Origin of the sequence: Pseudomonas sp. CFBP13508, assembly GCF_005233515.1 — a bacterium.
Classification (GTDB): domain Bacteria; phylum Pseudomonadota; class Gammaproteobacteria; order Pseudomonadales; family Pseudomonadaceae; genus Aquipseudomonas; species Aquipseudomonas mercuritolerans.
Genome location: NZ_QFZZ01000001.1, coordinates 351,496 through 372,265 on the forward strand (window position 1 = coordinate 351,496; position 20,770 = coordinate 372,265).

The window sequence follows — 20,770 nt, forward strand, 5'->3', positions numbered from 1 at the left end:
TCGGTGAGACGGGGTCTATCATTGTTGCAGGAGCCGCGCCAAGCGTAGGCCAAATCTGCTCATTCAATGCTTCGCGGGTGCTTTCAGCCATGGAAATCGATGCACTGTTGTCAATATTGTCGCAAAAAAACGGCTCGGATCTGTTCCTCTCTACCGGCGCGCCCCCGAGCGCTCGCATTGACGGTGTGCTGACGGCGTTGCGCGAGCAGCCATTCAAGCCCGGTGAAACCGCAGCCATCGCCACCTCCCTGATGGACGCCGAGCAGCGCCGGGAGTTCGACCGGGATCTGGAAATGAACCTGGCAATCTCCCGAACGGGCGTCGGGCGATTCCGGGTGAACATTTTCAAGCAGCGCAATGACGTCTCGATCGTGATCCGCAACGTCAAGGTCGACATCCCGCGATTCGAAGACCTGAAGCTGCCGCCAGTGTTGCTGGAAACGGTGATGCTCAAACGTGGCCTGATTCTTTTTGTCGGCGCGACCAGTTCAGGCAAATCGACTTCGCTGGCGGCACTCATCGATCACCGCAACCGCCACAGTGCCGGGCACATCGTGACGATCGAAGACCCGATCGAATATATCCATCGGCACAAGCGCTCGATCATCAATCAGCGTGAAGTCGGCGTCGATACCCGAAGCTTTCATGCGGCTTTGAAGAACACTCTGCGCCAAGCTCCGGACGTCGTACTGATCGGTGAGATCCGTGATCGCGAAACCATGGAACATGCGCTGTCGTTTGCCGACACCGGCCATCTTGTCCTGTCGACGCTCCATGCGACGAACGCCAATCAGGCACTGGATCGCATCATCAATATGTTTCCCGAGGAAAAGCGCGATCAGCTCTTGCAGACATTGGGCAACAACTTGAAAGCCTGTGTTTCGCAGCGTCTGCTCCGCACTGTCGATGGGCAAAGGCGCGCGGCAGTTGAAATTCTTCTGGGTACGCCGACCATCGCTGACCTGGTCCGACGCGGCCAGTTCGAAGAACTCAAGCCGATGATGGAAAAGTCAGCCGAACTCGGTATGCAGACATTTGACGCGGCACTGTTTGCGTTGTATGCAGAAGGCGCAATCAGCGAGCAGGAAGCACTGAAGAATGCCGATTCGGTGAATAACCTGAAGTTGCGAATCAAACTTCAGGGCGATCAAAAAGGCGCGGGCGATTCAACTTCAGGAGAATGGGGTTTGATCGACTGACGAGTAGCTTGCAGGGATTCAAGTTGCATGTCGCAACACTGCTTTATATTTAACCTATGGATCGCTGGCGTTGAACTGGATAAAACCTCATCAGGCTGAATGGTCAGCCAGTTGGTTTGATGAGGCTTTTAATGATTGACTTGAAGAAAGACAAGATATTCCGCCCTGCAAAAGTTACTTTGGCAGGCTGGCAATATCAATCCGCAGCAGATGCGATGGAACGTGAACAGGTATTGGCTCATCTTGAGCAAGCGCTGGATGAATACAGCGACGATCAAATAATCAACTGGTATGCGCGTGAAGTAGAACTGCGGCCGGGCTCTTCACTTCACGATATCTATAACCCCGGCAGGCTTCTGCTTGCGGAGTTGCTCGAAACTGGCCCTGTCGTCGGCGCACTTGCCCGCGAAGAGGCGCGCGATCATGACGGACTGCTACGAGTGTCGCCAGAGGGCAAGATGGAAGTCCGCGCCGACAGAGGTTGGGTGGATCTGGTCGCGGCGCGTCACTTTGAATTCAGTCAGCCGACACGATCTGCGTTGATGGTGATTGCGGATATAGCAGATGTAGCCGGTGGTTTCATATGGCCTGATCTGGATGTCACTCTCGATCAATGGTTCAAGTTTCATGACATCGACTTGCCTGACAATAATGCCAAGGTCAGGAATCTGCTCGGTTTGTTCAGGTTTGCGCCTGAAGTAAAAGAGCCCGGGGATTACTGGGAGCACTTTCAAACGACCGATGATGTATTGGCAGCACTATCTGAAGAGCAGTTCTCGGGGATTCGCAAGGCCACGGCGAAGTTGATGCCCAAACGCAAATTACTGACCGCTCTGTACAACGTCTCCGGCCGCGCCGCTATATCCGCTGAAAACGCAGCGCAGCGCATTGCCGAATGCGTCGAACATCCAATCGCGCTGGCGCTCGCTGGCAGTTATTTGAAAGAACTGAATTGGTATGGCGTTAATGAGGGACAAGCGGTCTGCGCAAATACCCTTCACCAATTGTTGATAACCGCAGTGTTGCTTGATCTCGATCCATCCATTGGCAACAGTCACTCAATCAACCGCCGCGATCTGTATTCGCCCGGCAATCTTGAACGTCATCCTTCAGAAATTCGCGACGAGTACGTCGAGTTTGTTCGCAACAAGCGCTGGATTGATCCGGAGCTGTCGCCCCTGGTCGCCCATCTGCTTCTGGCTCGCAACGCGCCGGAGTTTCTGGTCATTGAAGTGCCGGCCACGGTTACGCTCGGCTCGATCGCCTGGATCAACCTTACTCGTGCGGTTGCGCTGGTTGAAGCGGCAAAGGCTGGAGCTTCGCGAGTCATGACCTATGCGCAGATCATTGCCTATGGCGAGCTGGAGGCAGTCAGTGAAGCGCAGAAACATCTGCGCGATCTGGCGATGATCGACCCGATTGTCGATTGGGCATTGCTGAACCGGATTATCGCCAGGACTGAGCTCGAACAATCAGAGGAGGCCAGTACACGGCTTGCACTTGATGCCTTCGAGCGACATTCGGAGCAATTCGCGCAGGTAGCCCGTGCGTTCTCGACCCCGTTGCCCAATCGTGCAGAAATAGCCCGGACTCAATTGAAAAAAGCCGCGCCAGGTTGCGACACCCTCGACGAGAAAGCGCTTTCCGAGCAAGGCGGGCAGCAAGTCATGTCAATGGTCGATCTGCATCAATCGGGAGACATGGCTACCGGTGAATGGGACAGACGCACCGTACGCCTGGTGAATCAAGGGCTTCTTCTTCCCGCCATTGATTACAATCCGTCGGGTATCAGCCTGTACACGCGTTATCCGGGATTACTCAAACTCGAATCCTGCGAGCTTGAGCTGGACCGGCAGTTGGCTGCGCATTTCAAGGCGTTGAACAGCGGCATGCTGTCCGCTGTAAAACTGGCCCTGGCGCAGATGCCGGAAGCCGATCTGCAGATATTCATGAATGCAGGCATCAACTTTTTCACTGTGCGCGAATCTGCCGTCTATGTCGTCACGCGTCGGGCCGGCGGCCCCCTCGGCATTGGCCTTGAACAAGAGACGCTGCAAAGCCGGGATGCCGCCACAGGACGTTTCGGCATAGTGATGTATGCGTCACATGAAAACGCCGAGCTCTGTTATGAGTTATTCACCTCGCGTGCAGAAACCCGAAAAAATGATGCGCTGGGAGCTCTCATCAAACGCGAGCGCAAGTTCCTGCAACGTTCGCGGATCAGTGCCAGCGCCAACATGACGCTGCCCCTGACTCGCACCGCAACTCAACGCCTGCCGTTAAACATCAAACGCTATACCCATGCAGCGGCCGAAGACACTTCGGTTACCAGCAGCATGGCGATCATCGATTACTTCGGTGAACTTGCAGCGCCGATGCAGTCTTCGGAACTGAAGCCGGGCTTCTATCAGAAATTCAATGATCCGGCGATCGCGCGCATCGCTGAATTTCTGGTGAATAACCGTCCGTTTTTGAACAGGAGCGAACTAAGAGAACTCGTGCGCATACCGACTCCACTGGAACTTTCCAAAGAAGAGGGTGAGCGACTGCTGACTTACTTCATCGACCTGCTGGTTCCGTTCAAGAAATGCATCGAGGACATCGTTTCGGGCGACCACAACAAAATGGTCGACGGGTTTTACGGATGTCTGATGGATGGCATCGGTCTCGTGGGAACCGTCGCTGGCGCCAGCTCGAAGGCGCTGAGCATTTGCGCCAAGGCTATTTCCACGACGGCCAAAGCCGCGCGCTTCACCCGCCTGGCGCTGACTTCGGCCATTTCACTTTTCAATCCGTTCGACGGTGTGCCATCCGGCCTGCAAGCGGGCGGCAAACTGCTGCACAAAGGGTTGTTGCGGTTCAATAAAAACAGTCACGACCTGATCCTCAAAGCCAGTGGGCAGTTGCACAAGATCAGTGGCCGCCGGCAATCCTGGGATCTGCTGGAGGCTGCCGATAATGTGCAACTGGGGCTGGGGAGCTGGCGACCCCGCGCAACCGCTGATGCCGTTGGCGTACTTGCTGCCCGCCGTGGTGACAAATGGTACGCACTGAACCGACGCGGCAACCTCTGGGGCCAGCCCCTGGATGGTTTCGCGTATCACGCTCCGGTGCAGTTACCCTATTCGCCACGCACATTGCCGCTCAGCTATACGCGCAAGTTTATCGAGCGAAGTCTGCCGCGCGCGCGGGCCAAGATCGATAACGCGATCGAAGTCTTCAACCGTCATGATTTCAAACGCGATCGCGAGTCCCTGATGAAGATCGTGTTCGGCAGTGCCTCACAGATATCCACTGATCGCCTGGTGAACTACCTGCGTTTGATTCGTTTCGATTTCGCCGGTTTTTCCTTGAGCAACATGGTTCTGGACGGGCTCAAGATCAACGACACCCTGGCATCGTTCGATGCGGACAATTACCAACGCTGGAAAGACGCGGGGTCAGAACAAGGCGCCGACATCGCGTTTGTGCAGGTCTATACAAAAAACCTCAACAGACATTTCGTCAGCATGGGCTTCAACCACGACGTGGTTGCCGACGACCTGATTCATGAGCTGTTCCACGCCAGTGCGCAAACCGATGATGTCGGCTATGCCAGCGACGCCGTGCACACAAGTGACGATGGCCAGCGCCTGGACGTGACGGAACTGCTGAATCTGGCTGCCGGCTGCCTGCGTGAGTCGGACACCGGGGCAGACTGCCACGCGCCGTCCAGAGCCTTCGAAAACGCCGACTCGCTGGCCTTGGCAACCTCGCTGTTGAGTCAGTTGGCTACCGATAAAGCTACCTTCGATGAAAACATGACGATCCTGCGCGGCGCACTCGAGGCCAATGCAGGCAAGGCCATTGGCGAGCCAATCGTCATTACCCTGAACAAACCTCGCTGATGAAAAGCACTGCCGCCAACCTGTTGGATGGAGGCGCCAGTGCCGTTTTCAATCAACAAGCTCCGGCCGGTCCCGAAACTGTTCCAGCGCTTCGGGATTGGCCAGCGCATCAGTGTTCTTGACCTGTTCGCCGTGCACCACATTACGCACGGCCAGTTCCACGACTTTGCCGCTGATGGTGCGCGGTATGTCCGTCACTGCAACGATCCGCGCCGGGACATGCCTCGGCGTGGTATTGGCGCGGATCACCTCGCGAATTCGCTGCTCAAGCCCTTGATCGAGTTCGACGCCATCGCGCAAACGCACGAACAGCACGACACGCACATCATCCTGCCACTGCTGGCCGATGGCGACGCTGTCCAGCACTTCGCTGATTTTCTCGACCTGACGATAGATTTCCGCCGTGCCGATACGCACGCCGCCCGGGTTCAACACCGCATCCGAACGCCCATGGATCATCATCGCGCCGTGCGCCAACTGCTCGGCATAATCACCCTGCGCCCAGACGCCGGGAAACAGGCTGAAATAGGACTCGCGCAGTTTTGTGCCATCCGCGTCATTCCACAAACCGATCGGCATTGCCGGGAAATGCCGCGTGCACACCAGCTCACCTTTCTCACCGATCACCGGCCGGCCAGCGTCGTTCCAGACCTCGACGGCCATGCCCAGGCTTTTGCCGATGATTTCCCCGCGCCGTACCGCTGTCAGCGGATTGCCGTTGACGAAGCACGAGACGATGTCGGTGCCACCGGACATCGAGGCCAGGCACACGTCGGTTTTGACGTCGCGGTAAACGAAATCGTAGCTTTGTGGTGACAAAGCCGAGCCCGTGCACAGCAGCGTTTTTAAACTGCTCAACTCATGGCTTTGCCGTGGTTTGGCGCCGCTGCTTTCCAGCGTGGCGAGAAACTTGGGGCTGGTGCCGAACACACTGATGCGTTCGTCGTCGATCAGGTCGAGCAAACGCTGATGGTCCGGATGAAACGGCGAGCCGTCGTAGAGCACCACGGCGCTGCCAACCGCGAGCGCTGAAACCAGCCAATTCCACATCATCCAGCCGCAGGTCGTGTAGTAGAACAGGCGATCACCGGGGCCGAGGTCGCAATGCAACCCGTGCTCCTTGACATGTTGCAGGAGCACGCCGCCGGTGCTGTGGACGATGCATTTCGGCACGCCAGTGGTGCCGCTGGAGTACAGCACGTAGAGCGGATGATTGAACGGCACCGGGGTGAAATCCGGTTGGCCGCCAGGTTGATAGAAGTCTTCCCACAAGGCGACGTCGGCCTGGGTTTGATAATCCTCGATACGCGCTTGCGCACGGGCGTACGGCACAATGATCAACTGCTGCAGCGAGGGCAGCTGTGCCAGGATTTCGTTGAGCTTGGCAGTCTGATCGAGGGTTTTCCCGGCGTATTGATAACCGGCGCAGGTGAGCAGCACTTTCGGTTCGATCTGGCCGAAGCGATCGATCACGCCGTGGGTGCCGAAGTCTGGCGACGAGCATGACCAGATTGCGCCGAGACTGGTGGTAGCCAGCATCGCCACCAGGGTTTGCCAGGTGTTGGGCATGCACGCGGCTACACGATCGCCTTGAGCCACGCCGGCCGCGCGCAGGCTGGCCTGGAAACCGGCGACGTGCTCGGCCAGTTCGGCCCAGGTCAGTTGTTCGCGCTGGCCGTTCTCCGCCACAGCAACCACCGCTACGGCATCATCGCGACGGCGCAGCAGGTGTTCAGCAAAATTCAACGTCGCGCCGGGAAACCACTCGGCGCTGGGCATCTCTGCACCTTCACGCAAGACGGCGTCGGGCTGAGTGCGAAAGCGGATGTCGAAGAAATCGACGATCGCCTGCCAGAACGCCGGGCGCTGATTGATGCTCCATTGGTGCAGGGCGGGATAGTCGTCGAGGTGTAGCGAATGCCGCTGATTGATCTCGCGCCGGAAGACGTCCATACGAGAACGGGCGATACGCTGGGCGTCGGGTTGCCAGAGGATATCGGACATGGGTTTGCCTCTTCTTGTCTGATTCGTACAGGCCAGGGAGATCATCCCCGGTGGGAGCGAGCCTGCTCGCGAAAGCGTTGTGTCAGTATCCCGAACTGTGCCTGATACACCGCATTCGCGAGCAGGCTCGCTCCCACAATGGCCAGATGTTTATTGCGCCAACCACCCACCATCAATATTCCACGCCGCGCCGCGCACCTGGCTGCCGGACTCGCTGCACAGGAACAGCACCAGCTCACCCAGATGCTGCGGTGTGACGAACTCCAGCGACGGCTGTTTTTCCGCCAACAGATCATGCTGCGCCTGCTGCGGATCGACGCCCTTGGCGGCGCGATCATCGATCTGCTTCTGCACCAGCGGCGTCAACACCCAGCCAGGGCAGATCGCGTTACAAGTCACCTGACTGGTCGCAGTTTCCAGCCCGACCACTTTGGTCAGGCCGATCACGCCATGCTTGGCGGCGACGTACGCGGCTTTGCCGGTGGAGCCCACCTGCCCATGCACCGAAGCGATATTGATGATGCGTCCCCAGTTCTTGCGGCGCATTCCCGGCAGGCTCAAACGGGTGCTGTGGAATACCGATGACAGGTTGATCGCGATGATCGAATCCCAGCGCTCAACAGGAAACTCTTCTACCGCCGCAACGTGCTGAATCCCCGCGTTGTTGACCAGAATGTCGACCCCGCCAAACTCGCGCTCGGCGTAGGCGACCATGTCGGCAATCTGCGCCGGGTCGCTGACATCGGCGGGATGATGGCCAACCTTGCCGCCGTACTGAGCGACGTCGGCGATCACTTTCGAGGCGTCGCCGAAGCCATTGAGAATCAGGTTGGCGCCCGCTTTCGCGAGAGTCAGCGCGATGCCCAGGCCGATGCCACTGGTGGAGCCGGTTACCAAGGCTGTCTTGCCGGAAAGAGTGGTCATGAATACCTCACACAATGCCAGTGGCGTAGAAAGTGCCGATCACCACGAAAACCGCCAGGGTCTTGATCAGCGTAATACAGAAAATGTCTTTATAGGCTTCGCGGTGGGTCAGTCCGGTCACCGCCAGCAAGGTAATTACCGCGCCGTTGTGCGGCAGGGTGTCCATGCCGCCACTGGCCATCGCGGCCACGCGGTGCAGCACCTCCAGCGGAATATTCGCCGCGTGCGCCGCGCTGATGAACTGCTCGGACATCGCTGCCAGCGCAATGCTCATGCCGCCCGAGGCCGAACCGGTGATGCCCGCCAGCAGCGTCACGGTGATCGCTTCGTTGACCAACGGATTGGGAATCTGCTTGAGCCAGTCGGCCAGCACGAGGAAACCCGGCAGCGAAGCGATCACTGCACCAAAGCCGTATTCAGACGCGGTGTTCATGGCTGCGAGCAACGCACCGCTGACCGCGCTTTTGCTGCCTTCGGCGAGCTTGCTTTTGATCGCCTTAAAACCGAACGCCAGGACCATGAGGATGCCGACCAGCAACGCCGCCTGCACCGCCCAGATCGCCGTGAGCTTGGCGATTTCGGTAGTGACAGGCGCGGCCATGCCCGGCAGCGCGAGGCTGTGAGTCTTGCCGTACCACTGCGGAATCCACTGGGTGAAGAGCAGGTTCATGATGCCCACGGCCAGCAAAGGTGACAGGGCAATCCAAGGGTTGGGCAGCTTCAGGTCTTCGGCGGTTTCCGGTTCGTTGCGCAGTTGAGTGCCGTAACCTTCACCGGCACGCTGTGCCTTGTTGCGTTGGCGCTGGAGAAACAACATGCCGGCGCAGAACACGAAGATTGTGCCAATCACACCTAGCCACGGCGCCGCCCATGCGGTGGTGTTGAAGAAGGTGCTGGGGATGATGTTCTGGATCTGCGGCGTGCCGGGCAGGGCGTCCATGGTGAAGGAGAATGCACCCAGGGCAATGGTCGCCGGGATCAAGCGTTTGGGGATATTGCTCTGGCGGAACATCTCCGCTGCAAACGGGTAAACGGCGAAGACCACAACGAACAACGACACGCCGCCATACGTCAGCAGGGCGCAGACCAGTACGATCACCAGCATCGCTTGTCTGGTGCCAAGCAGGCGAATCGCAGCGGCGACGATCGAGCGCGAGAAACCGGACAATTCGATGAGCTTGCCGAACACCGCGCCGAGCAGGAATACCGGGAAATAGAGCTTGATGAAACCGACCATCTTATCCATGAACACCCCGGTGAACGCAGGGGCAACGGCGGACGGATCGGTGAGCAGGACCGCGCCGAGGGCGGCGATCGGGGCAAAGAGGATGACGCTGTAGCCACGGTAGGCGGCGAGCATCAGCAGCGTCAGGGCTGCCAAGGCAATGATCACACTCATGGTGTGTCTCTCCAGGATTGTTATTTTTGTGGGTGGAACGGGTGTGGAGAGGTGTTAGCGAGATTTGTGCCAGAAGCTCAAGTTATTGAAATATATGGATATTATTCTTCTCAAAGAGATGTTTGGATTGATATTGTCTCTAATCAGAGACTTTCGTTGCTGGAAGGGCGCTTTCGCGAGCAGGCTCGCTCCCACAGCTGACACCGGGTTCCCTGTGGGACCGAGCCTGCTCGCGAAGCTTTTGCTCTCGTCTTAAAAGAGAGATCGGCTGTCTCTTTATATAGACTCGGCAATCCCGAGCGCAGCCATTTTCTTGTACAGCGTCGACCGCCCAAGCCCCAACCGAACCGCCGCCTCCGGCACTTTCCCCGCGCATTGCGCCAGGGTCGACTCGATCAACTGCCGATCAAACCGCGCCCGCGCCTGTGCAAATGTTTCCCCAGCGGAGGCTTGCATGCTCGGCTCGGACGTTCGCTCAACCGGAGTAAACGTGCCAATCGCGCCGCGAATATCCTGCTCGGTCAGCATCAAGTCATCACTGAGCAACGCTGCCCGCTCCAGCACATTGCGCAACTCACGGATGTTGCCCGGCCAGGCATGCTGGCCTAACAGCGCCAGCGCATTGCGGTGCAGTTCATGCTGGCTGCGCAGTTCTTCGAGAATCGCCTCGCTCAGCGCCGGCAGATCATCGAGACGTTCGCGCAGCGGCGGCACCTGGATCGGCAGTACGTTGAGGCGGTAGTACAAATCGGCGCGAAATTCGCCACGCTTGATCGCAGCCTGCAAATCCGTCGAAGTCGCGGCGATTACCCGCACATCGCTCTGTATCACTTCGTTGGAGCCGACCGGTTCGAACTCCTTTTCCTGCAACACCCGCAGCAATTTGCTTTGCAGCGGCAGCGGCATGTCGCCGATCTCGTCGAGAAACAGCGTGCCGCCCTGAGCGATTTGTAATTTACCGGTGCGGCCCTTGCGATCAGCGCCGGTAAAGGCGCCGGGTGCCGTGCCAAAGAACTCGGCTTCCAGCAGCGCCTCGGGAATTGCCGCGCTGTTGATGCTGACGAAGGCTTTGTGCGCACGTGGCGAAGCGCTGTGAATGGCTTGTGCGAGTAGCTCCTTGCCCGTGCCGGTTTCTCCCAGCAGCAACACGGGCGAATCAGCGCTGGCGCTTCGTCGCGCACGTCGTTTGACTTCGAGGCTGGCAGCGCTGGTACCGATGAAGTGGGCGAAGTTGTATTTGGTCTGCCGCGCACGCAGCAGCGAGCGGGTCGAGGCGAGTTCTTCCTGCATGCTCAGGTAGCGCTTGAGCATCGGCGATAGCGTGCGCAACTCGTCGAACAGGGCAAAACCGATGGCGCCGATCACGCTGCCGGCATCGTCGTGGATCGGCAGGCGCATCACCACCAGCGGTTCCTTTGGCGTGTCCTGCATGTCCAGCAGAATCGGCCGACCGGTGCGTACCACCTCGCGCAGCAGGCTGCCGGGGATCACGCTTTCGCAGGGTTTGCCGATAGCGCCTGCCGCTGAATCGAGACCGAAGCGACGGGCGTAGCGTTCGTTCATCCAGACGATATTCGCATCGCGGTCAACAATCACCGTGCCTTCGCTGGATTGCTCGATGATCTCGAACAGCGAACGGATCGCCAGGGTGCGGACTCGTTGGTAGTCCTTGAGGCTTTCGGTGGTGTTCATGGAGGCTGATCCTGATTGTTTGTTGCCGGTACCGGTACCGGTACCGGTCCCTTCGCGAGCAGGCTCGCTCCCACAGGGGGCTGCATTCCAATGTGGGAGCGAGCCTGCTCGCGAATGCCGCGCCGCGAATTAACAGAAAAAAATCCACCCCGGATGCGCCGCCGCCAACAGCTCTTTGGTGTAGGGATGTTGCGGGTTGTCAAACACGTCGTGACTGGCACCACGCTCTACCACCTGGCCGTCCTTGATCACGATCATGTCGTGTGCCAACGCGCGCACCACCGCCAGATCATGGCTGATAAACAGGTAGGTCAAACCGTATTTTTCCTGCAAATCACGGAGCAGGGCGACCACTTGTTTCTGTACGGTGCGGTCGAGGGCCGAGGTCGGTTCATCGAGCAGGATCAGCGCCGGTTTCAGCACCAAGGCCCGGGCGATGGCGATGCGCTGGCGTTGGCCGCCGGAAAATTCATGCGGGTAGCGATGGCGGCTTTCCGGGTCGAGACCGACTTCCTTGAGCACGCGGATCACTTGCTCATCGCACTCATTGGCCGTCGACTCGCAGTGCACTTCCAGGCCTTCGCTGATGATCTGTGCCACCGACATGCGCGGGCTGAGGCTGCCGAACGGGTCCTGAAACACCACCTGCATCTGCCGGCGCCACGGGCGCAGTTGCTTCTGATTGAGGCCATCGAGCGCTTCGCCCTGAAAGCGAATGCTGCCCTCGGAATCCAGCAAACGCAGGATCGCCTGGCCCAGCGTTGACTTGCCCGAACCGGATTCGCCAACAATGCCCAAGGTCTTGCCGCGCTGAATATTCAGACTGATGCCATCGACAGCGCGCAGATACTGCTTGCGCCTGAACAACCCGCCGCCGACCTGGAAATCAACGCGCAGGTCAGCGACCTCCAGCACATTTTCGCGTTCGTCACGGGGCAGGGCTTCACCTTCCGGCTCTGCGTTCAACAGCACGCAGCTGTAAGGGTGTTTGGGTTCGGTAAACAGGGTTTCGCAGGGCGCCTGCTCGACGATCTCGCCAGCCTTCATCACGCATACGCGCTGCGCGATGCTGCGCACCAGATTGAGATCGTGACTGATCAGCAGCAGCGACATGCCGAGCCGCTGTTGCAGGGACTTGAGCAGCAAGAGAATCTTGCGCTGCACAGTCACATCCAGCGCCGTCGTTGGCTCGTCAGCGATCAGCAACTCCGGTTCGCAGGCCAGGGCCATGGCGATCATCACCCGTTGCCGTTGCCCGCCAGAGAGTTGATGCGGATAGGCTTTCAGACGTTCCTTGGGCTTTTGAATGCCGACCAGTCCGAGTAGTTCGAGAATGCGCTGCTGCGCTTGCTTGCCGCCGAGGCCACGGTGCAGCAACAGGGTTTCGCCAATCTGCTTTTCGATGGTGTGCAACGGATTGAGCGAAGTCATCGGCTCCTGAAAGATCATGGCGATGCGATTCCCGCGCAGTTCTCGCAAGACCTTCGGATCAGCACCGAGCAATTCTTGCCCGCGATAGCGGATGCTGCCACGGGTTTGCGCTTCACTCTCGGGCAGCAGCTGCAGGATCGAATGCGCGGTCACCGATTTCCCCGAGCCCGATTCGCCCACCAGTGCCAGGCACTCACCGGGGCGGATATCCAGGCACAGGTCACGCACCACGGTCTGGCCATGGAAGGCGACATTGAGGTTGCGGATTTCAATCAGGTTTTCAGTCATGGTCACGCTTCAGGATCGAGGGTCAAAAGCGTCGCGCAACGCTTCGCCGATGAATACCAGCAAGGAGAGGATCAGCGCCAGGGTAAAGAACGCGGTCAACCCGAGCCACGGCGCTTGCAGGTTCTGCTTGCCCTGACCGATCAGTTCGCCCAGCGAGGCACTGCCGGCCGGCATGCCGAAGCCGAGGAAATCCAGCGCGGTCAGCGTCGAAATCGCCCCGGTCAAAATGAACGGCAGGTAGCTCAGCGTCGCGTTCATTGCGTTGGGCAGGATGTGCCGGAAGATCACCTTGCGGTCAGTCAGGCCCAGGGCGCGTGCTGCCTTGACGTATTCCAGATTGCGCCCGCGCAGGAACTCGGCGCGCACCACGTCCACCAGCGCCAGCCAGGAAAACAGCGCCATGATCCCCAGCAGCCACCAGAAATTCGGCTCGACGAAACCGGACAGGATGATCAGCAGATACAGCACTGGCAGGCCCGACCAGACTTCCAGCAGGCGCTGACCGAGCAGATCGACCCAGCCGCCGTAGTAGCCCTGTAACGCGCCGGCGGCGATGCCGATCAGCGCACTGACAAATGTGAGCATCAGGGCAAACAGAATCGACACCCGAGCACCAAAGATGACCCGCGCCAGCACATCCCGCGCCTGATCGTCGGTGCCCAGCCAGTTGACCGAAGTCGGCGGGCTCGGCGCCGGTTTGTTCAAGTCGTAGTTGGGTGTGTCGGAGCTGAACGGAATCGGCGGGAACAGCAGCCAGCCACCGTCCTTGCGAATCAGGTTCTGCACGTATTCGCTGCGGTAATCGGCCTGAAACGGCAGTTGCCCGCCGAACTCCTGTTCGGTATGGCGCTTGAGCACCGGGAAATACCACTGGCCCTGATAACTGACCATCAACGGTTTGTCGTTGGCGATCAGTTCGCCACCCAGCGTCAGGATGAACAGGCCGATGAACAGCCACAGCGACCACCAGCCGCGCCGGTTTTTCTTGAAGCGTTCGAAGCGGCGACGACCCAAAGGCGAGAGCTTGAACATCAGGCATTCCTCGCGGCAAAGTCGATACGCGGGTCGACCAGGGTGTAGCAGAGGTCGCCGATCAGTTTTATCAGCAGGCCGAACAGGGTGAAGATGAACAGTGAACCGAACACCACCGGATAGTCCCGCGATACCGCTGCTTCGTAACTCATGCGTCCAAGGCCATCGAGGGAGAAGATCACTTCGATCAGCAGCGAGCCGGCAAAGAACACGCTGATGAACGCCTGAGGAATTCCCGAAACCACCAGCAGCATGGCGTTGCGAAATACATGTCCGTACAGCACACGGCGTTCGCTCAAGCCTTTGGCTCGGGCCGTAACGACGTACTGTCGGGTGATTTCATTGAGGAACGAGTTTTTTGTAAGGATCGTCAAGGTCGCGAATCCACCGATCACCAGCGCGGTGACCGGCAGCACCAGATGCCAGAAATAATCGGCGATCTTGCCCAGCGTCGATAGCGATTCGAAGTTGTCGGAGACCAGCCCGCGCACCGGAAACCAGTTCAGCGAAGTGCCGCCGGCGAATACCACGATCAGGAACATCGCGAACAGAAACGCCGGCATCGCATAGCCGATGATGATCGCCGTGCTGCTCCAGATATCGAAATGGCTGCCGTGGTGCACCGCCTTGCGGATGCCCAGCGGGATCGACACCAGATAGGTGATCAGCGTCGCCCACAGTCCGAGCGAAATGGTCACCGGCATCTTTTCCAGAATCAGGTCAGTGACTGTTGCGCCGCGAAAAAAGCTCTTGCCGAAGTCCAGTTGCGCGTAGTTCTTCAGCATCAGCCACAGGCGCTCATGAGCCGGTTTGTCGAAACCGTACTGTTTCTCGATGTCCTTGATCAGTTGCGGATCGAGGCCACGGCTGGCGCGCGAAGCGTTGCTCGATGTCTCGCTGGCACCACCGCTAACACCGGCGCCGCCAATGCCTTGCAGGTGGGCGATGGCTTGTTCGACCGGTCCGCCGGGCGCGGCTTGAATGATGACGAAATTGACCAGCAGGATGATCACCAGCGTCGGAATGATCAGCAGCAGGCGCCGCAGTATGTAACCCCACATCAGTGCGGTCCTCCTGGTCTGCCGCGACTGATTTTCTCAGCGGTCATCTGCTGATTGGTCAGTGGCGTGCGGCTGATTTCCCACCAGCTCTCGATGGCTTCGTCATTGCTCGCCTGCACCGTCGGAATGCCAAAGCGGTTCCACCATACGGTCGAGGTGCCCGGCGGGTAGTAATTGGGAATCCAGTAGTAATTCCATTGCAGGACCCGGTCCAGCGCATGGGCGTAATGCAGCATGTCCGATTGAGTAGAGGCGCGGATCAGCCCGTTGATCAAGGTGTCGACCGCCGGGTCCTTCAGCACCATGTAATTGTTCGCCCCCGGATCGTTGGCCGCAGCCGAGCCGAAATAGTTGAGCAATTCACCGCCCGGCGAAGTGGTGACGGGGTAGCCAGTGACGATCATGTCGTAGTCGCGGCTCATGAGGCGATTGACGTATTGCGAGGAGTCGATGCGGCGGATATTGAGCTCGATGCCGATCTGTTTCAGCGTGCGCTTGTAGGGCAGCAGCAGGCGATCCATGCCGTTCTGGCTGACCAGAAAAGTGAAACTCAGCGGCTCACCGGCGCTGTTGACCAGTTGATCGCCATCGGGCTTCCAGCCGGCCTGTTCGAGCAAGTCCAGGGCTTGCAATTGCTTGTCACGAATAATGCCGCTGCCATCGGTCTTCGGTGCCTCGAAAACCTTGCTGAATACTTCCTCAGGCACCTGACCGCGCAGCGGTTCAAGGATTTTCAATTCCTGCGCATCGGGCAACTGCCGGGCGGCGAGATCGGTATTGGAAAAGTAGCTCTGCTGGCGGATATAGACGTTACGCATCATCTGCCGGTTGCTCCATTCGAAGTCCCAAAGCATCGCCAGCGCCTGGCGCACGCGACGGTCCTGAAACATCGGCTTTTGCAGGTTGAATACAAAACCCTGGGCCGATTGCGGCGCTTCGGTGGCGAGGTGGGCTTTCTGCAAACGGCCATCGCTGAGGGCAGGGCTGTCGTAGCCGATCGAATAGCCGGTCGCGGAAAACTCGCGGTTGTAGTCATAGGCGCCGCCACGCAGCACCTGGCGGGCGACGTCGGTGTCGCCGAAGTACTCGATGCTGAAATGATCGAAGTTGTACAGGCCGCGACTGACCGGTAGGTCCTTGCCCCACCAGTCGCCATTGCGTTCAAAGGTGATGCTGCGCCCGGAGTCGACCTTGCCGACCCGGTACGGCCCGCTGCCCAACGGCGGTTCATAACCACCGCCGCCGGCGAAATCGCGGCTCTTCCACCAGTGTTCGGGGAACACCGGCAGGGTCGCGATATCCAGAGGCAGGGTGCGGTTTTCGTTGCTTTTGAAGTCGAAGCGCACGGTCAGCGGTGCCTCGATTTCGACGCCTTTGACGTCGGCAAACTGGGTGCGATAACGCAGGCTGCCTTGGGTCATCAGCAGGTTGTAGGTGTAGCGAACGTCCTCGGCGGTGATCGGTTTGCCATCGGCAAAACGCGCCTTCGGGTTGATGAAAAAGCGCAGCGACAGACCGTCTTCCGAGCGTTCCATTTTTTCCGCCACCAGACCGTACACCGTGTACGGCTCATCCAGCGAGCGCTGGGCCAGTGGCGAATACAGCAGACCGTCGATCTGCGTCACGCCGATGCCTTTGTCTATATAAGGCAGCAGATGATCGAAGTGGCCGATTTCGATTGCCGAGCGCCGCATCGTCCCACCCTTCGGCGCCTGCGGATTGGTGTAGTCGAAATGGCCGAAGCCGGCGGGGTATTTGGCCGGTTCGCCGTAAACGGTCAGTGCGTGTTGCGGGGCAGCGGTCGCACCGGCGGCACCCGTGAGCAGGGTGAGGGCGGTGAGCATCAGTGTGGGAAAAACCAGTCGCATCGTCAGCCTTGGAACGCAAAATCGATAAGCGCAAGTTGTACGCGAGCCGCGCGCCACTCGCCAGCCGTATATGTAACTGAAACACAACGGCCCACCAAAGGGTGGGCCGTTGTCAGCAATCGGACGACGAATCAGTCCTGACGGCTGGTGACTTCCAGCAGGTGATAACCGAACTGGGTTTTTACCGGGCCTTGCACGACGTTGATCGGCGCGCTGAACACCACGGTGTCGAATTCCTTGACCATCTGGCCTGGACCGAACGAACCCAGATCACCACCCTGACGGCTGGACGGGCAGCTGGAGTTGGCTTTGGCGACTTCAGCGAAATCGGCGCCGGCTTCGATCTGAGCCTTGAGTTCGTTGCACTTGTCTTCGCTGGAAACCAGGATGTGGCGGGCAGTGGCTTTAGCCATGGGAATTCTCCGAACTGTTTCAATAAAAGGTGAAGCCTACCGGAATCGGTGGGCGAATTCTCGGCAAAGTTCCATTCTGCGTCCCTGACGCTATTCAAAGATCTGCGATCCGCAGACGCCGGGCGTGCTCGACATACAGTTCAATCGGATCAGGCGATGGCCCGTTTGCGCAAGTGGTACGCCGCAGGCTCGCCAGATGATCCATTGGATAATCTGAGCAGATAACCTGGCCGAGATGGCTGCTGAAGCGTCCGACGAAACCGTCATTCTGCTGGGCTTCGGTGGTGAAGTATTGCGCCAGCACAGCGCATATACGCTGAACCGGATCCTGCGCTGGGTACATGGACTGCGGGACAATGCCGCTCCACGAGTAATAGCGCACGCCATTGACTTGCTCGGCGCCGTGGCCGCCCCAGGTTTGCGGCAAGCCCTGGGGAAACTTGTCATTGAATTGACCAACGCCGACTGTCGTCAGTGCGTTGAGTGCCGCCAATGCATTCTGCGGCAGTGCCACGCTGCCGCTGAGCAGCGACAGCAAGTCAGCAAATTGCGTCGCCACGTTCTGTGCTACAGCTTCGGGGAGCTTGCCCGGGATCAGCGCCTTGCGCAGGAAGTCGGCAAGCTCCGAGCCATGGTTCGGGCCGCTGACGGAGGTGACTGAAGCAACGACGTTTGGCGCAAGCGCCGCCGCATAGCGCGCAGCGAGTGCGCCTTGACTGTGTCCTATAAGGTTGACTTTCTTCGCGCCTGTGCCTCGCAGTACGCAGGCCAGCTGTGACAGCAGTTGCTCACCCCGCATTTCATTGTCGTGGGTGGCCGAAAGGTGTGGAACAAACAATCGACAGCCAGCCGCTTTCAGCGCGGACTTGACGTCATGGAACAGCTCGAAATGACCGATACGCTCGAACCCGAACAGACCGTGGACCAACAGGATGGGATAACGAGTTGTAGCATTCCGTTGCATGTTCTTACCTTTTTCGTAGAAGTTCATCGGGAAATCACCGAGCCACTCTAAAACACCCATATCGCCGAGGAAGTACGAAGAGGCTTCGCGTTGTGTTTGAAAATGGACTACGAGGCGTACGAAATTTCGGAGAGCTGTGAAATCCGAATCGGAAGTTCATAGGGTCGTTTGTCGTTGGGAACTCACCGTGAGGGTCCTTGCCTACTTCAGGCGGCGCGTTTGCCGCGTCATCGCGGTGTCTTGAGCTGACATCTAAATCGTGTGGAAAGATGCTCAATGTAGATGTCAGTGTCGTCATTCGGGGCGGCACGTTTTCCAGGGAGTGGAAACGAAAATGAATAGCCATGAAGTCGAGTTTTGCTGGCGCATGCGTCAGCCGATGGTTGCCGAGCTGTCCGTCGACCCTCTGATCGCGCCGACGATTGACGGGCTAAAAGGGAGCGTGTTGGATCCTTCGCTGGTCAGGGCGATCGTTCGCATTTCTCCTTATGCCAACATGAGCTGTGGCGATCAGCTGGTGCTGTACTGGGAGGGGCTGGATATCGAAGGCTTTGCCTATCAATACGAGAGCGTTCGATTCATCAGCCAGGCGCAGATTGGCAAAGACGTAATTTTCGTCATCAAAGGAATGCATGTGGCCGCGCTGGATGGAGGTTCGCTGGAGGTTTACTCGACACTTCGAACTGCGTCCGCACCCAAGGCAATGGAATCTGCTCGCCTGCAACTGTCTGTGGGCGATGTCCGTACGCAATTGTTGGCACCGCAGATAGAAGGCTCGGTAAACGGAGCGCTGGATCCGTCGCGAGTGGCCGAGGGCACCCTGGTAACTCTGCAGCCTTACGCGAGAATGTCTGCGGGAGATCGGGTGGCGGTGTCCTGGCACGGAGATACCTCGCCAGAGATCTTTACCGACTCGTTGAACATTGAGGCCTACGCCGTCGCCCAAAGCTTGTCGTTCTGGGTGCCGGGCAGCTATATCGAAGCGCATCGTGGTGGTGAAGTCGTCGTCGCTTATCGTGTCGAACAGCGTTGTGGAACGATTCGAACGTCGGAGCCTGCAACGGTTTTCCTCGGGCCTGCGGTGCGTGCGCAACTGACTGCGCCGGATGTCGTCGAGGCGGTTGAAAACGTGTTGTCACTGAAGGATTCGCTCGACGGCGTTTCCATTCGCATGGAAGAGGCGCAGGTGCAGGCGGATGAATTGGTCTATCTCAAGTGTGACGGCGAGTTTTTCAGCCATCGCGATGACCTGGAGATCACTCAAGAGACGGCGGGGCAACCGGTGCGTTTCATTGTTCCCCATCGGTTCTGGCGCGAGCATCACGGCACGACAGTCGATATTGCCTACACCATCGAACGTCTGGACGATGTCAGTCAGCAATCTGCTGTCAGGCGGATCAGCGTAGTGGCATAGCCTGGGCGGTCGGCCCTCCGCACTCTGTACGGAGAGGGAGGGCGATCTGATATCAGGCTCTGGCTTGTGCGAGGCGCTGCGCAGCGTCGGTCAGCAATTGTTCCGTTGCGGCGAATCCGAGGCATCCATCGGTGACCGATACGCCGTAGCGCAGAGAGGTGCTCAGCGGCTGGCAGCCTTCGAACAGGTGAGACTCCAGCATCATGCCGATCAGCGACTGGTTACCACGCAGGCGTTGTTCAAGCACATCGTTGAACACCGCTGGCTGACGCAATGGGTCTTTGCCGCTGTTGGCATGGCTGCAGTCGACCATGATCCGGCTGGGGATATTCAGTCGGCTGAGCTCGGCCCTGATTTTCGCTACGCTGGTTTCGTCGTAATTTGGCCCTTGATGGCCACCGCGCAGCACGATGTGGGTGTCAGCGTTGCCGGCTGTTTGCACGATCGCCGGATGCCCTTGGCTGTCAACGCCGAAGTGCCGATGCGGATGGGCTGCCGAGCGCATGGCGTCGACAGCGATGGCGGCGCCGCCGTCGGTGCCGTTCTTGAAGCCCACCGGCATGTTCAGGCCGCTGGCCATTTCTCGGTGAATCTGCGATTCGGTGGTGCGGGCACCAATGGCCACCCAGCTCAGCAGGTCATCAAAGTAGTTGGCGGCCATGGGTTGCAGGAGTTCGGTAGCGACCGGTAGCCCGAGCCGGATCATTTCCAGCATCAGTTCGCGCGACAGCGTCAGGCCGGCGGCCATGTCGTCAGTGCCATCCAGGTGTGGATCGTAGGCCAGCCCTTTCCAGCCGACCGTCGTACGCGGCTTTTCGACGTAGGCGCGCATGACCAGAAGCATTTCACTGCTGACATCCTCGGCCAGGCGAGCGAGTTTGCCGGCATATTCGATCGCCGATTGCGGATCATGGATAGAGCAGGGGCCAACGATGACCAGCAGGCGCGGGTCTTCACCGTTGAGGATGGCGCGCACCGCCTGGCGATGGGCATTGACCTGCTGATGCAGGGAATGGCTGAGCGGTAATTGCTGTTTGAGCTGCAACGAGCTGGGCAGGCGCAGGGTCAGCGCTTCGTTGGCAGAATCGAGGGTGGACAGCGGCAACGCGGAAACTGAAGAGTTCATGTTTGGTCTTCCTGGGCGGATGGCGGGTTTTTCCCGCGCACTCGGCCCTATTGGGGTGTTCGACAAAT

The 20,770-nt window shown here is 58.8% G+C and carries 14 protein-coding genes; 3 read left to right on the plus strand and 11 right to left on the minus strand.

What is annotated here, in order from left to right; translation table 11 throughout:
- The first annotated feature begins 89 nt into the window (after positions 1 to 89).
- Positions 90 to 1,199: a PilT/PilU family type 4a pilus ATPase gene (locus PspCFBP13508_RS01580; RefSeq protein WP_137213445.1), complete on the plus strand. Its 1,110-nt coding sequence runs from the start codon at positions 90 to 92 to the stop codon at positions 1,197 to 1,199.
- Positions 1,200 to 1,330: 131 nt separating this feature from the next.
- Positions 1,331 to 5,086 (plus strand): hypothetical protein, encoded by a 3,756-nt coding sequence (locus tag PspCFBP13508_RS01585; RefSeq protein WP_137213446.1) that lies wholly within the window; start codon positions 1,331 to 1,333, stop codon positions 5,084 to 5,086.
- A 48-nt stretch (positions 5,087 to 5,134) separates the two neighbouring features.
- Here PspCFBP13508_RS01585 and PspCFBP13508_RS01590 read toward each other — a convergent pair whose 3' ends face one another.
- The 10 genes from PspCFBP13508_RS01590 to PspCFBP13508_RS01635 form a co-directional block, all read right to left on the minus strand.
- A complete protein-coding gene (locus PspCFBP13508_RS01590) occupies positions 5,135 to 7,090 on the minus strand; it encodes an acetoacetate--CoA ligase (RefSeq protein ID WP_137213447.1) in 1,956 nt (651 codons plus the stop codon).
- Positions 7,091 to 7,240: 150 nt separating this feature from the next.
- Entirely contained in the window at positions 7,241 to 8,014 is a 774-nt protein-coding gene (hbdH, locus tag PspCFBP13508_RS01595) for a 3-hydroxybutyrate dehydrogenase (RefSeq protein ID WP_137213448.1), read from the minus strand.
- Positions 8,015 to 8,021: 7 nt separating this feature from the next.
- Positions 8,022 to 9,413 carry a GntP family permease gene (locus PspCFBP13508_RS01600; RefSeq protein ID WP_137213449.1) on the minus strand — a complete coding sequence of 464 codons (1,392 nt, stop codon included), beginning with the start codon at positions 9,411 to 9,413 and terminating at the stop codon, positions 8,022 to 8,024.
- A 276-nt stretch (positions 9,414 to 9,689) separates the two neighbouring features.
- Positions 9,690 to 11,105 carry a sigma 54-interacting transcriptional regulator gene (locus PspCFBP13508_RS01605; protein WP_137213450.1) on the minus strand — a complete coding sequence of 472 codons (1,416 nt, stop codon included), beginning with the start codon at positions 11,103 to 11,105 and terminating at the stop codon, positions 9,690 to 9,692.
- Positions 11,106 to 11,234: 129 nt separating this feature from the next.
- Positions 11,235 to 12,824: an ABC transporter ATP-binding protein gene (locus PspCFBP13508_RS01610; protein ID WP_137213451.1), complete on the minus strand. Its 1,590-nt coding sequence runs from the start codon at positions 12,822 to 12,824 to the stop codon at positions 11,235 to 11,237.
- A gap of 9 nt (positions 12,825 to 12,833) precedes the next feature.
- Positions 12,834 to 13,856, minus strand: coding sequence for an ABC transporter permease (locus PspCFBP13508_RS01615; protein ID WP_137213452.1), 1,023 nt, complete (start codon positions 13,854 to 13,856; stop codon positions 12,834 to 12,836).
- On the minus strand, positions 13,856 to 14,917 hold the full coding sequence (locus tag PspCFBP13508_RS01620; protein ID WP_137213453.1) for a microcin C ABC transporter permease YejB: 1,062 nt from the start codon (positions 14,915 to 14,917) through the stop codon (positions 13,856 to 13,858). Before PspCFBP13508_RS01620 ends, PspCFBP13508_RS01615 begins: the two co-directional genes overlap by 1 nt.
- Entirely contained in the window at positions 14,917 to 16,785 is a 1,869-nt protein-coding gene (locus tag PspCFBP13508_RS01625; protein WP_137213454.1) for an extracellular solute-binding protein, read from the minus strand. The genes PspCFBP13508_RS01620 and PspCFBP13508_RS01625 overlap by 1 nt, the downstream gene beginning before the upstream one ends.
- Before the next feature lie 131 nt (positions 16,786 to 16,916).
- The gene (locus tag PspCFBP13508_RS01630) at positions 16,917 to 17,198 is read right to left on the minus strand and encodes a peptidylprolyl isomerase (protein ID WP_016774509.1); all 282 of its coding nucleotides are present in this window, start codon (positions 17,196 to 17,198) and stop codon (positions 16,917 to 16,919) included.
- A gap of 94 nt (positions 17,199 to 17,292) precedes the next feature.
- Positions 17,293 to 18,162 carry a triacylglycerol lipase gene (locus PspCFBP13508_RS01635; RefSeq protein ID WP_137213793.1) on the minus strand — a complete coding sequence of 290 codons (870 nt, stop codon included), beginning with the start codon at positions 18,160 to 18,162 and terminating at the stop codon, positions 17,293 to 17,295.
- 334 nt (positions 18,163 to 18,496) lie between these two features.
- On the opposite strand from PspCFBP13508_RS01635, the gene PspCFBP13508_RS01640 reads away from it, so the two are divergent.
- Entirely contained in the window at positions 18,497 to 19,576 is a 1,080-nt protein-coding gene (locus PspCFBP13508_RS01640; protein WP_130909661.1) for a hypothetical protein, read from the plus strand.
- 52 nt (positions 19,577 to 19,628) lie between these two features.
- On the opposite strand, the gene PspCFBP13508_RS01645 is transcribed toward PspCFBP13508_RS01640, so the two are convergent.
- Complete coding sequence (locus tag PspCFBP13508_RS01645) at positions 19,629 to 20,702, minus strand: 3-deoxy-7-phosphoheptulonate synthase (RefSeq protein ID WP_130909662.1); 1,074 nt, start codon at positions 20,700 to 20,702, stop codon at positions 19,629 to 19,631.
- Positions 20,703 to 20,770 lie beyond the last annotated feature (68 nt).

What these genes read in the sequence shown, in the direction of transcription:
- PspCFBP13508_RS01580 (WP_137213445.1), top strand. Translation starts at nt 90, where the DNA reads ATGGAAATCGATGCACTGTTGTCAATATTGTCGCAAAAAAACGGCTCG.
- PspCFBP13508_RS01585 (WP_137213446.1), top strand. Translation starts at nt 1,331, where the DNA reads ATGATTGACTTGAAGAAAGACAAGATATTCCGCCCTGCAAAAGTTACT.
- PspCFBP13508_RS01590 (WP_137213447.1), bottom strand. Translation starts at nt 7,090, where the DNA reads ATGTCCGATATCCTCTGGCAACCCGACGCCCAGCGTATCGCCCGTTCT.
- hbdH (WP_137213448.1), bottom strand. Translation starts at nt 8,014, where the DNA reads ATGACCACTCTTTCCGGCAAGACAGCCTTGGTAACCGGCTCCACCAGT.
- PspCFBP13508_RS01600 (WP_137213449.1), bottom strand. Translation starts at nt 9,413, where the DNA reads ATGAGTGTGATCATTGCCTTGGCAGCCCTGACGCTGCTGATGCTCGCC.
- PspCFBP13508_RS01605 (WP_137213450.1), bottom strand. Translation starts at nt 11,105, where the DNA reads ATGAACACCACCGAAAGCCTCAAGGACTACCAACGAGTCCGCACCCTG.
- PspCFBP13508_RS01610 (WP_137213451.1), bottom strand. Translation starts at nt 12,824, where the DNA reads ATGACTGAAAACCTGATTGAAATCCGCAACCTCAATGTCGCCTTCCAT.
- PspCFBP13508_RS01615 (WP_137213452.1), bottom strand. Translation starts at nt 13,856, where the DNA reads ATGTTCAAGCTCTCGCCTTTGGGTCGTCGCCGCTTCGAACGCTTCAAG.
- PspCFBP13508_RS01620 (WP_137213453.1), bottom strand. Translation starts at nt 14,917, where the DNA reads ATGTGGGGTTACATACTGCGGCGCCTGCTGCTGATCATTCCGACGCTG.
- PspCFBP13508_RS01625 (WP_137213454.1), bottom strand. Translation starts at nt 16,785, where the DNA reads ATGCGACTGGTTTTTCCCACACTGATGCTCACCGCCCTCACCCTGCTC.
- PspCFBP13508_RS01630 (WP_016774509.1), bottom strand. Translation starts at nt 17,198, where the DNA reads ATGGCTAAAGCCACTGCCCGCCACATCCTGGTTTCCAGCGAAGACAAG.
- PspCFBP13508_RS01635 (WP_137213793.1), bottom strand. Translation starts at nt 18,162, where the DNA reads ATGCAACGGAATGCTACAACTCGTTATCCCATCCTGTTGGTCCACGGT.
- PspCFBP13508_RS01640 (WP_130909661.1), top strand. Translation starts at nt 18,497, where the DNA reads ATGAATAGCCATGAAGTCGAGTTTTGCTGGCGCATGCGTCAGCCGATG.
- PspCFBP13508_RS01645 (WP_130909662.1), bottom strand. Translation starts at nt 20,702, where the DNA reads ATGAACTCTTCAGTTTCCGCGTTGCCGCTGTCCACCCTCGATTCTGCC.